Source organism: Burkholderia sp. AU4i (genome assembly GCF_000466765.1).
Lineage (GTDB): Bacteria > Pseudomonadota > Gammaproteobacteria > Burkholderiales > Burkholderiaceae > Burkholderia > Burkholderia cepacia.
The window spans coordinates 1-13,123 of record NZ_ASSI01000159.1 but is presented as its reverse complement, the minus strand read 5'-3'; the positions used below and the strand labels follow the sequence as shown (position 1 = coordinate 13,123).

At 68.5% G+C, this 13,123-nt stretch carries 11 protein-coding genes; 5 read left to right on the top strand and 6 right to left on the bottom strand.

Annotated elements, in window-relative coordinates; all coding sequences use genetic code 11:
• Positions 1 to 374: 374 nt before the first annotated feature.
• The gene (locus tag L810_RS31535; RefSeq protein WP_021162287.1) at positions 375 to 2,000 is read left to right on the top strand and encodes an amidohydrolase; all 1,626 of its coding nucleotides are present in this window, start codon (positions 375 to 377) and stop codon (positions 1,998 to 2,000) included.
• A gap of 19 nt (positions 2,001 to 2,019) precedes the next feature.
• Here L810_RS31535 and L810_RS31530 read toward each other — a convergent pair whose 3' ends face one another.
• The 4 genes from L810_RS31530 to L810_RS31515 form a co-directional block, all read right to left on the bottom strand.
• A complete protein-coding gene (locus tag L810_RS31530; RefSeq protein WP_021162286.1) occupies positions 2,020 to 2,631 on the bottom strand; it encodes a cysteine hydrolase family protein in 612 nt (203 codons plus the stop codon).
• 173 nt (positions 2,632 to 2,804) lie between these two features.
• Positions 2,805 to 4,055 carry an MFS transporter gene (locus tag L810_RS31525; protein WP_021162285.1) on the bottom strand — a complete coding sequence of 417 codons (1,251 nt, stop codon included), beginning with the start codon at positions 4,053 to 4,055 and terminating at the stop codon, positions 2,805 to 2,807.
• Positions 4,056 to 4,254: 199 nt separating this feature from the next.
• Complete coding sequence (locus L810_RS31520; protein WP_218921747.1) at positions 4,255 to 5,025, bottom strand: hypothetical protein; 771 nt, start codon at positions 5,023 to 5,025, stop codon at positions 4,255 to 4,257.
• A 202-nt stretch (positions 5,026 to 5,227) separates the two neighbouring features.
• Entirely contained in the window at positions 5,228 to 6,544 is a 1,317-nt protein-coding gene (locus tag L810_RS31515; RefSeq protein WP_042976969.1) for an MFS transporter, read from the bottom strand.
• Between the two features lie 323 nt (positions 6,545 to 6,867).
• Between L810_RS31515 and L810_RS31510 the strand changes: the two genes are divergently transcribed.
• The 3 genes from L810_RS31510 (at position 6,868) to L810_RS31500 (ending at position 9,314) form a co-directional block, all read left to right on the top strand.
• Positions 6,868 to 7,785 carry a LysR family transcriptional regulator gene (locus tag L810_RS31510; protein ID WP_021162282.1) on the top strand — a complete coding sequence of 306 codons (918 nt, stop codon included), beginning with the start codon at positions 6,868 to 6,870 and terminating at the stop codon, positions 7,783 to 7,785.
• 195 nt (positions 7,786 to 7,980) lie between these two features.
• Positions 7,981 to 8,517, top strand: a complete 537-nt coding sequence (locus L810_RS31505) for a VOC family protein (RefSeq protein WP_042976909.1) — start codon at positions 7,981 to 7,983, stop codon at positions 8,515 to 8,517.
• A gap of 41 nt (positions 8,518 to 8,558) precedes the next feature.
• On the top strand, positions 8,559 to 9,314 hold the full coding sequence (locus L810_RS31500; RefSeq protein WP_021162281.1) for a glucose 1-dehydrogenase: 756 nt from the start codon (positions 8,559 to 8,561) through the stop codon (positions 9,312 to 9,314).
• 176 nt (positions 9,315 to 9,490) lie between these two features.
• On the opposite strand, the gene L810_RS31495 is transcribed toward L810_RS31500, so the two are convergent.
• On the bottom strand, positions 9,491 to 11,008 hold the full coding sequence (locus tag L810_RS31495; RefSeq protein ID WP_021162280.1) for a purine-cytosine permease family protein: 1,518 nt from the start codon (positions 11,006 to 11,008) through the stop codon (positions 9,491 to 9,493).
• Positions 11,009 to 11,210: 202 nt separating this feature from the next.
• Positions 11,211 to 11,858, bottom strand: coding sequence for a glutathione S-transferase family protein (locus L810_RS31490; protein WP_021162279.1), 648 nt, complete (start codon positions 11,856 to 11,858; stop codon positions 11,211 to 11,213).
• A gap of 104 nt (positions 11,859 to 11,962) precedes the next feature.
• Here L810_RS31490 and L810_RS31485 point away from each other — a divergent pair, with 104 nt between their 5' ends.
• Positions 11,963 to 13,081, top strand: a complete 1,119-nt coding sequence (locus L810_RS31485; protein WP_021162278.1) for a transketolase-like TK C-terminal-containing protein — start codon at positions 11,963 to 11,965, stop codon at positions 13,079 to 13,081.
• Positions 13,082 to 13,123 lie beyond the last annotated feature (42 nt).

The following is a 13,123-nucleotide window of genomic DNA, read 5'->3' as shown; positions in this document are numbered from 1 at the left end:
CCTTTGTCGCGGGTTGTCCTAAAAACGATGACAGACAGCCGGCCGCCCCGCTCCTAGTATCTGACTCACCCGACGACGGGAACGCGTCGGATGCCACGGAGACACCGAATGCCGAATACCGGATGGACGCCGGCCCGCACGGCCGCGCGCGCGTCGCCCATCGAGCTGCCGCTTCAGGCCCGGCAGCGGGATCGGCATGACGCCCCGGCGGCGGCCGGCCTTCACCGTGACGCATCGCGGCGCCTGCCGCGCAGCACCGGCACATAACCGCCCCCGTCCCATTCAACCCGACCGGGTTCACGCGACCGGACGAGCCCCGCGGCCCGCCCGCGGGACACGTGCGCCCGTCGAACAGCCCCATCCGGAGAAGACACATGCAATACGCCGACACCGCCTACCTGAACGGCCTGCTTTATACCGGCGACGCGCAGCGCCGCTTCGCGCAGGCGCTCGCCACCCGGGACGGCAAGATCGTCGCGGTCGGCCGCGACGACGATATCCGTCCGCTCATCGGCCCCGCGACGCGCACCGTCGACCTGGCCGGCAGGCTGATGCTGCCGGGCCTCATCGACGGCCACGTGCACCCACTCGAAGGCCACCAGATCCTCGGCGACTTCGACCTGTCCGGCATCAACGATCCCGACACGATCCTGCAGCGCATCCGCGCCTGCGCCGATGCGACGCCGAACGAGCCGTGGGTCTATCTCGGCGGCGCCAACCTGGCCGCATTCGGCGGGTATCCGACCCGCGAACTGCTCGACCGGGTCGTGCCCGACCGGCCGCTGCTCGTGGTCGGCTTCGACGTGCACAGCGGCTGCCTCAACACGAAGGGCCTCGAAGCGGCCGGCATCCACGCCGACACGCCCGACCCGGCCGGCGGCGTTTACGAACGCGATGCGTCCGGCGCGCCGAACGGTGTCGTGCACGAAGCGGCGTTCTATCGCGTCTGCCCGCTCATTCCGCAACTGAGCCCGGCCGGCTACCCGAAGTCGCTCGCGAAAGCGCACGCGATGGCGCACGGCTACGGCATCACCGGCTGGTTCGACGCACGCGTCGAGGAGGCCGAACTCAAGGCGTATGCCGACGCGCAGCGCGCGGGCACGCTGAAGGCGTACATGAGCGCGGGCCTCTATGCGAACCCGCGCCGCGATCCGCGCGAGCAGGTCGAGCGCTTCGCCGCATGGCGTCGCGCGTACGAATGCGACAACCTGCGCCTGCATACGGTGAAGATCTTCGTCGACGGCGTGCCCGAATCGAAAACCGCCGCGCTGCTCGAGCCGTACGCCGGCACCGACGACTGCGGCCTCGCGCTGTGGAGCCAGGACGCGCTGAACGAGATCTGCCTGCTCGCCGATTCCGCCGGCTTCGACCTGCACTTCCACACGCTCGCCGACCGCGCGGTGCGCATGACGCTCGACGCGCTCGAATATGTCCAGATCCGCAACGGCATGCGCGACCGCCGCGCGCAGCTCGCGCACCTGCAGCTCGTCGATCCGGCCGACATGAGCCGCTTCAACCGGCTCGGCGCGATCGCCAGCGTGCAGACGCTGTGGACGGCCGCACGCGAAGAGCAGCAGCAGCTCTATCGCGACCTGCTCGGCGCCGAACGCACCGCGCGCAACTATCCGTTCCGCAGCCTGCGCAACGCCGGCGCGATGCTCGCGGCCGGCTCCGACTGGTCGGTCAGCACGATGGACCCGATGCAGATCATCCAGACGGGCGTCACGCACCTGCTGATCGACCAGCCCGACAGCCCGCCGTGGAATCCGCACGAACGCCTCGACCTGCTCACGATGCTCGAGGCCTATACGGTGAACACCGCGTATGCGCTGCGCTTCGACGACTGCACGGGTTCGCTCGAGGCGGGCAAGGACGCGAGCTTCGCGATCCTCGATCGCAATCCGTTCGCCCATCCCGTCGAGACGTTCGCGCAAACCCGCGTGATCGAGACGTGCTTCCGCGGCGAAGTCGTGTACGCGGCGCCGGGCTGGGCCGACTGAAGCACGAACCCGGCGGCCGTCAGGCGACGCCGAGCGCCAGCACCTGCTCGGTCGTCAGCACGTCGCCGAACGTGTCCGACAGCGCAGCCAGCGTCGCGCGATGGAGGTCGCGGTGCGATACCGTGCCGCCCTCCGCGATGTCGAGGTCGCGCGTCGCGCAGGCATCGTCGACGACGATCACCGCGTAGCCGAGCGGCACCGCATCGCGTGCCGCGCCGGCCACGCAGGCATGCGTCATCAGGCCCGTGACGATCAGCGTGTCGATACCGGCCGCCTTCAGGCGTGCATCGATGTCCGTCGTCGGGAACACGCTCACCGAGGTTTTCTTCACGACCGCGTGATGCGGCGCCGGCTGCAGGCTCGCATGAAAGCGGAAGCCGTCGCTGCCGTCCGCGAAGATCGGGCTGTCGGGCGAATCGACGTGCTGAACGTGAAACACCGGAATGCCCGCGCGATCGGCGAACGCGATCACGCGCTGCGCATTGCCCAGCGCGCGCGGTCCCTCGGGAATCGGCAGCCGGCCGTTGACGTATTCGTTCTGGAAATCGATCACCAGCAGCGCGGTGCGGGCGGCGGCGATCGACGTCGGCGCGGTCGCGCCCGCCAGGGTACGGATGGTCGGATGTTGCATGGGTCGCTCTCTCGGTTGGCGTATCGAAGGAACGGCGCGCCGGGCCAGCCGGCGTCGCCGGACGCGGCCCGGACGTTTCCCGGCCGCGAGGCGCCAGTGTCGGGCCCCGCGGCCGTGCGCGACAGCCGCGCGCGGGACAACGTCCGACAGGATCGGGCCAACGTGCCTGCCGCCTACGACAGCGCGGCCGTTCGCGCACCCGGCTGCGTGCGGCCATACGCGACCATCATCGCGAAGCTGAGCAGGAAGCCCGCGCCGCCGATCAGCAGCAGGCCGATCTCGCCGAACACCGGCAGCAGGTTCGTGAGCGCCCCCGTGACGACCCACGCGACGGCCATCACCGAGCCCGCGACGCCGAGTGCCCAGCCTTGCCGGTCCTCGCTGACCGCGTCGGAGAACGCCGTGTACATCGTCGTATAAGCGACCATGTCGAAGCAGCCGACGACCATCGCGAGCGCCCACAGCACCGGCTCGTGCGGGAACAGCGCGGACAGGACCTGGCCGACGCCCGCGACGAGGAGGCCCGTCTTCGCGATGTCGACCACGCGCCATACGCGCAGCATCAGCCGCACGACGAACAGCAGGCCGAACACGAAGCAGAGGCCGATCACGCCGCTGAACAGCCCGAGCCGCGCGCTCGTGTAGCCGAACTTCGCCTGCAGCAGCAGCATGATGGTCTGCAGGTAGAGCCCGTAGCCGACCTGCATCAGGAAGAACACCACCGACAGGAACGCGACGTTGCGCTGGCGCGCGGCCTCCCCGATGATGCGCAGCGGCAGCAGCGGATCGATACGCGTGTCGCCGCGCGGCACGGCCGAGTTGCGATACGACGCCCAGGTCCAGAACGCGCCGATCAGCGACAACCCGGCGACGAGCACGAACGGTGTGCCGTAGTCGAACAGCGGCGAAATCGTGCGGTCGGACGTGACGCCGCCGAGCACCGGGCCGACGATCACGCCCGCGCTGAAGGCGAGCGACATGATGCTCATGTTGTACGCCTTGTTTTCCGGCGTGCTCAGGTCGGTGATCGCCGCCTGCGCGATACCCTGGCAGCCGGCCATCAGCCCGGTGAGCCCGCGGCCGGTCAGCAGCAGCGCGACGCTCGCATGCCACGCACCGGCCGCCATCATCGCGTAGCCGGCCGCGAGGCCGGTCACGCACAGCAGCAGGATCTTGCGGCGGCCGTAGCGATCGGACAGCTCGCCCATCAGCGACGAGCCGAAGAACATGCACAACGGATAGATCCCGTAGCCGAGACCGAGGTAGAAATTGCGCGCGTGCGCGCCGGCGTCGGCCGGCAGGATGCCCGCGTGCGGATCGCTGAAGATCGCGGACATCATCGGATAAACGAGCCCGAATCCCATCGCGTCGAGCGCGATCGCGAGCAGACAGGGGCCGAGCAACTTGTAATCGAGCCGGGACATGGCGACCTTCCGGACAGAGTGGATGATCGCCCAAGCGTAACGACCGGGCGACGGCCGCGGTAGGCCGCCGCCCGCGATGCTGATTATCGGCGGAACCGATACCTACCCTGACGCCGCACCCGATCGGTCGCCGCGATGCCCGACTCCGGCTCATGGCGTCCGGCCCGGGACTGATCAGACGCGGAGGCGCCATCGGCCTTCACGTCGACAGCCGGACGATCCCGTAAGGATTGAACTTGAAGTCGTCTGTGTCGTGAGACCTGTCGTCGATCAGGGATGCATCGTGCGCCTGCAACGCCGCATCGATCCCGTGCCGCGCGATCGCGTCGGCAACGCTATCGATGATGACGACCGCGTCGCGATCGCTTCCGCGCAAGCGCGGCACCTGCACGTCCGGCAGACCGGCCAGATGAAAACCCACACTTTCGAAGTAACCGTCCGACGCCAGCGGGCGCAACGCGAACGCCAGCCGGCACACCCGGTTCTGCGCGAGCGCGTCGTCGGCGTCGGTCGCGACCGCTCCCATCCGGATCAGCTCCCGCCACCGGTGCAGCCCGTGCGCCACGCCCGCGCTTTCACCCTTGACCGCCACCGCACCGGCGTCGATCAGCCGGTCGACCAGGAACAGCGCGCCGATCGACGCACGCACGGCATTCTCCCGCGTCATGCGCGGGCCGAGCACATACAACACCGACTGATGCGTGCCGACGGCTTCTTCGTCGGCCGGCGTCCAGGCATCCGCCGCGACGCGGTCGCGGCAGACCTCGAACGAACGGCTCATCCGCTCGTCCGGCTCGGCGGCGGAATACGCGTCATCGACGCCGAACCCCGTCGCGAATTCCGCAATCGCCGCGTTCGCCGCATCGCGCAGGGGCTGCAGTTCCCGATCCCTGCCGAGAAAGCACAGCACATGACGCGGCTGCACCGGCGCGTCGACCGACCGCGCGGCCTGTTGGTCGAATTGAGACATAACGGCCGCGCGTGCCCTGCCGCCACCGAGCAGTTTCTTCAACCTCGAAAGCATTCGCCATTCCCCCCGCCGACCTTGTGTGCCGCCATCATAGCGGCTTGCGACGGCGCGGAGACGAATGCGTCGATACGCTCGACGACGGCATTCCGATCGGACAGCGCTCGCCTGCGCGCCGGAAGCCGGCGGCGGCAGCCGCCCGTTGCTACTTGACGCTCAGCGGTTCACCCTGAAATTGCCGGCGCGCGAGCACGCACGGCGCACCGTCGTGCATGAACACACTGGAAAGCAGTCCAAACGATGCCGCGAACAGCACGTACCAGGCGGGCGCGACGGGCGACCCGCTCACGTGCGTCAGCCACGTGACGATGAACGGCGCGAAGCCGCCGAAGATCATCACCGCGACGTTGTACGCGAGCGCGATGCCGGTCGAACGCGAGCGCGTCGCGAACTGTTCGGCGAGCGCGGTAGGCGCAGGGCCGTAACAGATGCCGATGATCGTGCAGATCGCCAGCTGCATCACCAGCAGGCGCTCGATGCTCGGGGCGGCGGCCAGCCACGAGAACAGCGGATAGGTGAGCGTCAGCATCGCCAGCATGCCGGCGATCAGCACGGGCCGCCGGCCGATGCGGTCGGATACGAGCGCCGCAACCGGAATCGTCACCGTCAGCAGCGCGACCGCCACCATCTGCACCTTGAAGACCTGGTCGAGCGGCAACCCGAAGGTCTTGTGCGCGAACGTCGGCAGATTGACGAGCATCACGTAGAACACGGCCGTGCCGGTGATCGTCTGCCCCATCGACACCAGCACGCCGCGCAGGTTGTCGCGCAGCACGCGCGACACGCTCGCCGGCGGCTCGACCGTCGACTTGCTCGCGTCGAGGAACGCCTCCGTCTCCTCCATGTGCCGGCGGATCCACAGGCCGACCGGCCCGATCAGCAGCCCGAGCGCAAACGGCACGCGCCAGCCCCAGCTATGCAGCGCCGCCTCCGACAGCGACTGCGTGGCCCACGCGCCCATCGCCGCGCCCGAGAACACCGCGAGACACTGGCCGATCAGTTGCCACGATCCGTACAGCCCGCGCCGGTTCTCCGGCGCGCTTTCCACGAGGAACGCGGTCGCGCTCGCGTATTCGCCGCCGGTGGCGAAACCCTGCAGCAAGCGCGCGACGACGATCAGGACAGGTGCCGCCGGGCCGATCGTCGCGTACGACGGCGCGAACGTGATGAGCGCGATCGACAGCGTCATCAGGAAGATGATGAGCTGCATCGCGGCCTTGCGGCCTTGGCGGTCCGCATAGAGCCCGAGCAGGACGCCGCCCACCGGGCGCATGAAGAAGCCCACCCCGAAGGTCGCAAGCGACATCAGCAGCGACGCGTACTGGCTCCCGGCGGGAAAGAACAGCCGCGCGATGATGCCGGAGAAGAATCCGTAGACGATGAAGTCGTACCACTCGAGGGTGTTGCCGACGACAGCGGCAACCACCTGCCGATGCCGCGAGTTCCGACGTGAGTCGCGCATGCTTGTCTCCTGCAGTCTCATGGCGCCGAACCGCATGCGTGCCGCGTTCCGTGGCACGTAAAGGCGAACCGGCTGTTCGTATCGCCGGCCGGTGAGGCACGGGCTCGCATCATCGGAACCTCGCGGCCCGCGCACACGATCGGCGTGAAACGATCATAGGGACGCCGAAAACCCGCATCAATTAAGGACCGCGGCAGACGATTAGCCGGAGATTAAACGTTCCCCCGCCGGGCTCCGCCACACGAAAACCCCGGAAATTCGCGCATTGTTGCGGCTCCGGTTCTGCGGCAGAATCGTCGGCCGCCCTTCCCGTCGTCCGCACCATGCGCAACCGCATCAACGAAGAGATCACGTTCCGCAAGCTCGAGGTGCTGCTTGCCTTCATGGAAGCCGGCAGCCTCGCGAAGGCCGCCGAGGCGCTGGGCGTCAGTACCGTCAGCGTGCACCGCGCGCTGCACACGCTCGAGGAAGGGATGCATTGCGCGCTGTTCCGCCACGAGGGGCGGAACCTGATTCCGACCGATGCCGCGCAGGTGCTAGCGGAAGTCGCCGGCGAAGTACTCAAGACGATGACGGACGGGATCCGCTCGACGCGCGAGGCGGCCGGCTACGGTGCCGGCCAGTTGAAGATCGGTTCGCTCTATTCGTTGACGATCCGCACGGTTCCGGAAGTCGTGATCGCGCTGAAGGAACGCCGCCCCGAGCTGCAGGCCGAGCTGGTGCTCGGCTCGAACGCCGACCTGCTCGACAAGCTCCGGCAGGGCGCGATCGACGCGACGCTGATGGCGCTGCCCGAACCGGACGCCGAGATCGAATCGATCGCGTTGTTCGAGGACGAGATGTTCTTCGCCGCGCCGGTCGGCTCGCCGTACGCGCAGCATGACGCAATCGATCTTCGCACCTGCGACGACGCGCCGTTCGTGTCGCTCGGCGAAGGTTTTGCGACGCATCACGGCTTCACGGAAGCGTTTCGCGCGGCCGGCGTCACGCCGAACGTCGCGATGCGGGTGGGCGACATCTTCTCGCTGATCAACCTCGTGTCGGGCGGCGTCGGCTGCTCGCTGCTGCCCGGCCGCGTGCGCGACCTGTTCGCGCACAAGATCGCGCTCGTACCGCTCGCGGGGCCCACGATCCGCCAAACAATCGGCCTGAGCTTCCTGCACCGGCGTGAACGCGACCCGAACCTGCTCGCGCTCGCGACCGTGTGCCGGCTGACAGTCAAGGGGCCGAACGCGCGGTAACTAGCAGGTCGCACGGCGGCAAGCTCCCTCTCCTTTCCGCTTCACGCACCGGCGTCGTCGCGGCGGCGCGCCCCCGTCACGCTGGAGGTCGCGCGCCCACTCATCCATTCGGACGGCACGCCGCGCGTGCTTTGTTGCGATCATGGCCGTCATTCATCGCACGGCACGCTCACGGGCGTCCGTCACGGAGACGCCATGAACGACCCAGTCCTCGGCCCCATCGACCAGATCGGCTACGTGGTCGCCGATCTCGACCGCAGCATCGCGCGCTGGCGCGAACGCCACGGCATCGGCCCGTGGACCGTTTTCCGCAACGTACGCCTCGACGGCCATCATCTCGGCGAGCCGGTGTCGGTCACGATGAACGTCGGGCTCGCGTATCGCGGCAATCTGCAGATCGAACTGATTCACGTGACGAACGACACGTCGTCGCCATACCGCGATGCGCACGGGCAAGCGCTCGTCGGGCTGCATCACGTCGCGTGGGTCGTCGACGATCTCGATGCGGCGATCGCACGGTTCACCGCACGCGGCTTGCGCGTCGTGTTCGAAGCCGGCAACCCGGCCACGCGCGTCGCGTATCTCGACGACCCCGACGACCCCGGCGTGCGCGTCGAAGTCATCGAAGGCGCCGGCATGCGCGACATGATCGCGCGCGGCATCGCCGAATCACACACCGGTGACGGCACGGATCCGGTTCGCATCGTCGACGCGGCGGCCGCCTCCGCATGAGCGGACCCGCGCGCCCCCTACACTCAACAGGAGCAAGCAGCATGAAACGACTCGAAGGCAAGGTGGCGCTGATCACGGGCGCTGCGCGCGGCCAGGGCGAAGCGGAAGCGCGCCGGTTCGTTGCCGAAGGCGCACGCGTGGTGATCGCCGACGTGCTGGACGACGCCGGCCGGCGTGTCGCGGCCGAACTCGGCGACGCCGCCCGATTCCAGCATCTCGACGTGACGAGCGAGGCCGGGTGGCACGCTGCCGTCGACGCAACGCTCGCGCATTTCGGCCGGCTCGACATTCTCGTGAATAACGCGGCCATCCTGAAGCTCGTGCCGATCGAAGCGTGTTCGCTCGACGACTATCGCAAGGTGATCGACGTGAACCAGGTCGGCTGCTGGCTCGGCATGAAATCGGCCGTGGCCGCGCTGAAGGAAGCCGGCGGCGGCTCGATCGTCAACGTGTCGTCGACGGCCGGGATGGAAGGCGTCGCGGGCGGCAGCGCGTACGTGTCCAGCAAGTTCGCGGTACGCGGAATGACGAAGGCCGCCGCGCTCGAATTCGGCCGCTACGGCATTCGCGTGAACTCGGTGCACCCGGGAGGCATCGATACCGTGATGGCGCGCCCGCCCGAGTTCGCGGATTTCGATCCGTCGTCGATCTACAGCGGCCTGCCGATCGCGCGCATCGGCAAGCCCGAGGAAGTCGCCAGCCTCGTGCTGTTCCTTGCGTCCGACGAATCCGCGTACTGCACGGGGTCGGAATTCATCGTCGACGGCGGGATGCTCGCGGGCAGCACGTTCCACTGACACGCATCGAAACCGGCACGCGCCTGCCAGCCCGGCAGGCGTTTTTCGTTGCGGCGGCGGCACGTGGAAGTTACGGCCCCCTCCTGTCGCGATCACACGCCCGGAAACGACGATACCGTCGGCGGCGCTCCCGCGCGGCGGCATCGTCATCTGCGCAGCGACGCACCACGCGCCGCTCAATATCCCTTCGGCTGGATCGCCGGCGCGCCGTTGCCGCGCGCCGCCTGCGTGCCGCCGCGCACGAAGCGGCGCCCGTGCGGGCCGTACACGCCGTCCGGTTCCGGGTACAACGTCAGCAGCACGAAATACAACACCCCGCCCATCACCAGCGATACCGGCACGCTCAGGTCGAGCCCGCCCGCGAGGTGGCCGAGCGGCCCGACGAACTGGCCCGGCAGGTTCACGAACGACAGCCCGACGAACGCGGCCGGCAGCCACGCGCCCATCGCGCGCACGTTCCAGCCGTGCGTGAACCAGTAATGGCCGCCGCGCAGCCCGCGGTTGAACACCTGCAGGTCGTCGGCGAGATAGTGGCCGCGCCGCGTCACGTAGCCGATCACCATGATCGCCATCCACGGGCAACTGAAGGTATCGATCAGCGTCGAGAACGTCGCGACGCTTTCGACGAGGTTGAACCAGAAGCGGCCGACGAAGATGAACGCGATCGCGATCGTGCCGATCAGCAGCGTCGCACGCACGCGATTCAGGAGGCGCGGGAACATGCTCGACACGTCCAGGCCGGTACCGTACAGCGCGGTCGTGCCGGTCGACATCCCGCCGATGATCGCGATCAGGCACATCGGCAGCAGGAACCAGCGCGGCGAGATCGCGAGCAGGCCGCCGACGTAGTCGTTCGACGCAATGAATGCGGGCGCCTTCGCCGCGATGATCGTCGCGGTCGCGAGGCCGAAGAAGAACGGCACGAAGGTCGCGATCTGCGCGGCGAACACGGCACCCATCACACGATGCTTCGGCGTGTGCCGAGGGATGTAGCGGGCCCAGTCGCCGAGCGTCGACGCGAACGACACCGGGTTGCTCAGCGCAACCAGCACCGCGCCGACGAACGCGGCCCAGAAGCCCGCGCTGCCCTGCTGCACCGTGCCCGCGTAGTTCATGTCGAACAGGCCGGCGAACGCGAACAGGCCCGCGACGAACAGCACGCTCGCGGCCCACACGGCGATCTTGTTGACCCACAGCATGAAGCGGAAGCCGTAGATGCAGACGATCAGCACGAGCACCGCGAACACCATGTACGCCGCACCGAGCGTGAAGCCGTTGACCGGCACGCCGACCATGTTGTGCGCGCCGCCGACGAGCGCGTCGCCCGAGCTCCACACCGCGAGCGAGAAGAACGCGATCGACGTGAGCAGCGCGAGGAACGAGCCGACGATCCGGCCGTGGATGCCGAAATGCGCGCCGGACGACACGGGGTCGCTGGTGCCGTTGCGCGGGCCGAACAGGCTCATCGGCGCGAGGATGCAGGTGCCCGCGAGCACGCCGAGCACGATCGCGCAGACACCGGCCTTGAACGACAGCCCGACCAGCACGGGAAAGCTGCCGAGCACCGATGTGGAAAACGTATTGCAGCCGCCGAACAGCAACCTGAACAGATCGATCGGCCGTGCATAGCGCGATGCATCGGGAATGCGCTCGAAACCGAACGATTCGACCTGCGTAATCCTGCCTTCACTCATTTGTCTCCAGCTCCTCTTGTGCATCTGTACGGCCCGGGACTGCGGCGATACGACACATCGTCATCGATTCGCGGCCACTCTAAACCGGATCGCGCGGCGCAAATATCACGCATTCGAGACGTTTACGACGAAGGAGAACAATGTTTCCCGGCAGACCGGCGGCTGGCGCCCGCGCCATCCGTTCAGCGCGGGCGATGCGACGTCAGTTCGCGCGCGCTGCCGCCGGTGCGCGGCATGCGACCAGGCCCCGCTGAACGGCTTGCCGCGCCTCGATATCGGCGAGCCAGCGCTCGACGTGCGGGTAGCCGGCAAGGTCGAGATCGAGCTCGGCCGCCGCGCGCAGCCACGGGAACGCGGCGATGTCGGCGATCGAGTACCGCGACGAAGCGAGATACGCCGATTCCGCCAATCGGCCGTTCACGACGCCATAGAGGCGCCGCGCTTCGTTCCGGTAGCGCTCGATCGCTTGCGCATTGACCGTCTTCGATGCATGCAGGAACCACCAGAGCTGGCCGAGCATCGGCCCGATCCCGCCGATCTGGAAGTGCAGCCATTGCTGCACCGCCGTGCGCTCGGCCAGCGTTTCCGGATGCAGAAAGCGCGTCTTCGCAGCGAGATAGCTGAGGATCGCACCGGATTCGAACACGGTCAGCCCGGTGTCGTGGTCGACGATGGCCGGGATCTTGCCGTTCGGGTTGATCGCGAGATACGCCGGGCTGCGCTGCTCGCCGGCGGACAGGTTCACGTGCACGCGCTCGTGCGCGAGCCCGGCCTCCTCCAGGTAGATCGCGATCTTGTGCCCGTTCGGCGTGTCGGCCGTATAGAACGTGAGGGAATGCGTCGAAGTCATGTCGGTCCTTGTCTTCCGGTTGTCGTTGCAACTACAATCGTTGCAATTGCAATCATATGCCGGAACCGACGCCCCGGCGACATGCCAATACCAGAAGGAGGGACATGCAGACTGCGCGATCCGGTCCGCCCGTGCGGACGCCCGACACCCGCCGCGCCGCGGTGGCCTGCCTCGAAAGGCTGCTGACGCAGCGTCTCGCGCCGCGTGGCCGTGCGGTGTCGCCGCTCGGCGCGATGCGCGCGGCCGCCGATTGCCTCGAACGCGATGCGGCGACATCGGAACACGTCTGGATCGTGCGAGCGGACACGCGTGCGCCGTTTGCAGACGCGGGGACGCATCGCCGCATCAGCGCGTGGCCGCTGCGGTTTCTCGATGCGCGCAAGCGGTTCGAGCGGCCGCTGCTGTACCTGCTGCATGCACGCGCGACCGACCGGCTGCGGCTGGCGTCGATCGAAACCGTCGACCGCGGGATCTTCGTGAACGATGCCGAAACGCTCGCATCGTCCTGGCCGAAAGGCGTGACGCCCGACGTCCCGCACTGGCTGGCCGCGAACCCCGCGTGCACGCCATACGATCCGGCCTCGGGACACGAGGCGATCGCGATCCTGCGCCACGCGCTGCGCACGCTTTATGTCGCCGGCCAGCCGGGGTTCTGCTACCTCGCGAGCCACGACGAGCCCGTGCCCGACGCGAAACCGCTGTCGGCCATCGCGGCCCGCGATGCGTTCAGCGGCATGGTGCGGGCCGGCCGTCGGGCGGCGGCCGGCGCGACCGCCCGGATCCGGCTGTGCGGCGCAGGCAGCACGCTGGCACAGGTGCAGGAGGCGGCCGATCTGCTGCGCGACGAATGGCGCGTCGATTCGACGATCTGGAGCTGCCCGAGCTACACGCAGCTCGCCCGCGACGGTCACGCGGCCGACCGGTGGAACCTGCTGCATCCGCACGACGAGCCGCAGGTCCCGCATGTGCGCCGATGCATCGGCGACAGCCGCACGCCGGTGCTCGCCGTGACGGGCTATGCGCGGCACGTCGCCGCGCAGATCGGCGCGTTCGTCCCGGCCCGCTTCGCGGCGCTCGGTGCGGACTCGGCGGGCCCGGCCGCCGGCGCGCGCGCGCCGAACGCGCGCTGGATCGCCGCGGTCGCGCTTCGCCTGCTGGCCGACGACGGCCGCGTGCCTGCCGACTGGGCCGCGCAGGCGATGCGCCGCCACGCGAGCGGCTGACGTGCTGAACCAGGACCGCGACGCGCTGCGCGAGCAGCTTTC

Coding starts and splice junctions, on each gene's coding strand:
- L810_RS31485 (WP_021162278.1), top strand. CDS start 11,963: ATGCAGACTGCGCGATCCGGTCCGCCCGTGCGGACGCCCGACACCCGC.
- L810_RS31520 (WP_218921747.1), bottom strand. CDS start 5,025: ATGTCTCAATTCGACCAACAGGCCGCGCGGTCGGTCGACGCGCCGGTG.
- L810_RS31510 (WP_021162282.1), top strand. CDS start 6,868: ATGCGCAACCGCATCAACGAAGAGATCACGTTCCGCAAGCTCGAGGTG.
- L810_RS31500 (WP_021162281.1), top strand. CDS start 8,559: ATGAAACGACTCGAAGGCAAGGTGGCGCTGATCACGGGCGCTGCGCGC.
- L810_RS31535 (WP_021162287.1), top strand. CDS start 375: ATGCAATACGCCGACACCGCCTACCTGAACGGCCTGCTTTATACCGGC.
- L810_RS31505 (WP_042976909.1), top strand. CDS start 7,981: ATGAACGACCCAGTCCTCGGCCCCATCGACCAGATCGGCTACGTGGTC.
- L810_RS31515 (WP_042976969.1), bottom strand. CDS start 6,544: ATGCGCGACTCACGTCGGAACTCGCGGCATCGGCAGGTGGTTGCCGCT.
- L810_RS31495 (WP_021162280.1), bottom strand. CDS start 11,008: ATGAGTGAAGGCAGGATTACGCAGGTCGAATCGTTCGGTTTCGAGCGC.
- L810_RS31490 (WP_021162279.1), bottom strand. CDS start 11,858: ATGACTTCGACGCATTCCCTCACGTTCTATACGGCCGACACGCCGAAC.
- L810_RS31525 (WP_021162285.1), bottom strand. CDS start 4,055: ATGTCCCGGCTCGATTACAAGTTGCTCGGCCCCTGTCTGCTCGCGATC.
- L810_RS31530 (WP_021162286.1), bottom strand. CDS start 2,631: ATGCAACATCCGACCATCCGTACCCTGGCGGGCGCGACCGCGCCGACG.